Genomic DNA, 1,178 nt, shown 5'->3' with positions numbered 1-1,178 from the left:
CGGAGGTCGCAGGTTCAAATCCTGTCCCCGCAACCAGAAAAACCCGGTATCTCAACGAAAAGTCGCTGAGATACCGGGTTTTGTTTTGCCCTGACGAGACCGAATCCCTATGTTATTCCCTACCTTTCAGCCAAACTCAGGCCCGTCGTCGAGGTGGGGGGAGGGGGGACTATCACCCAACATCGAGGACTATCATCCAACGCCCCTTCGGGGCGTATGACTATCTTCGCTCGTGCATGATCTCGTGGGAGGGAGGTTGCAGAGGAGGATTTTCACCGCCTAATCGGCGTTGATACCGGCTGTTTACCGCCTGAAAATGCAAAAGCGGTATAGCATTTTCCCTCGTATCTCAACCGAATCCCAACCCTTTACCGCCTTCACCGCCTAAAACCGAAAACTTTTATATATACACACGCATATGTAGGAAGATGAACACTCGCGTGTACACTTTTTAGAAATTAGGCGGTAGAGGCGGCAACACACCATGTTTTGACTGATATACCAACGTTTTCGATATACCGCTTAGCCTCAAACAGGCGGTAACTAAGCGGTGAAAGAGTAGCGTCCCGCATAGTGGTGTAACCGTGTGGTGATCGGCCCGTTGCTTGTGATGGGTGCGGTCACCGTGTGATCCTTCGAGAAAGCTCTTCTACTTCTGACTCGAAATGATTTGGAGGCACAACGATGACCGCTCCTCATATTATCGACCCTGCTGGCATGCTTGGCGAGGCGTTGTCCCAGGCATCCCCAGATTTGATGCGTTCCTTGCTCCAGCACGTCATTAACGCGTTGCTATCAGCGGACGCTGATGCGGTGTGCGGGGCCCAGTGGGGTCAACAAGATCCGCAGCGTCACACCAGGCGCAACGGGTATCGCTACCGGCCCCTGGACACCAGGGTCGGCACCATCGACGTGGCGATCCCCAAGCTGCGCTCAGGCACCTACTTCCCAGAATGGTTACTGCAACGGCGCAAACGCTGTGAAACCGCGTTGATCACAGTGGTCGCTGACTGCTACCTGGCAGGAGTATCCACGCGCCGTATGGACAAGCTCGTCAAAACCCTGGGGATCACAGGACTGTCCAAGTCCCAGGTCTCACGGATGGCAACAGACCTCGACGAACACGTGGACCAGTTCCGCAACCGGCCCCTCCACGATGCCGGGCCTTTCACCTTCGT

Annotated in this window: 1 protein-coding gene; it reads left to right on the top strand. The window is 54.9% G+C overall.

All coding sequences use genetic code 11. From position 1 onward, the window contains the following. Nucleotides 1–684: 684 nt before the first annotated feature. On the top strand, nucleotides 685–1,178 hold a 494-nt coding region (locus HMPREF2927_RS02890), incomplete at its 3' end, for a transposase (protein ID WP_210399821.1).

Origin of the sequence: Rothia sp. HMSC061E04 (genome assembly GCF_001813685.1) — a bacterium.
Classification (GTDB): Bacteria; Actinomycetota; Actinomycetes; order Actinomycetales; family Micrococcaceae; genus Rothia; species Rothia mucilaginosa.
This window is presented reverse-complemented; position numbering and strand designations above follow the sequence as displayed.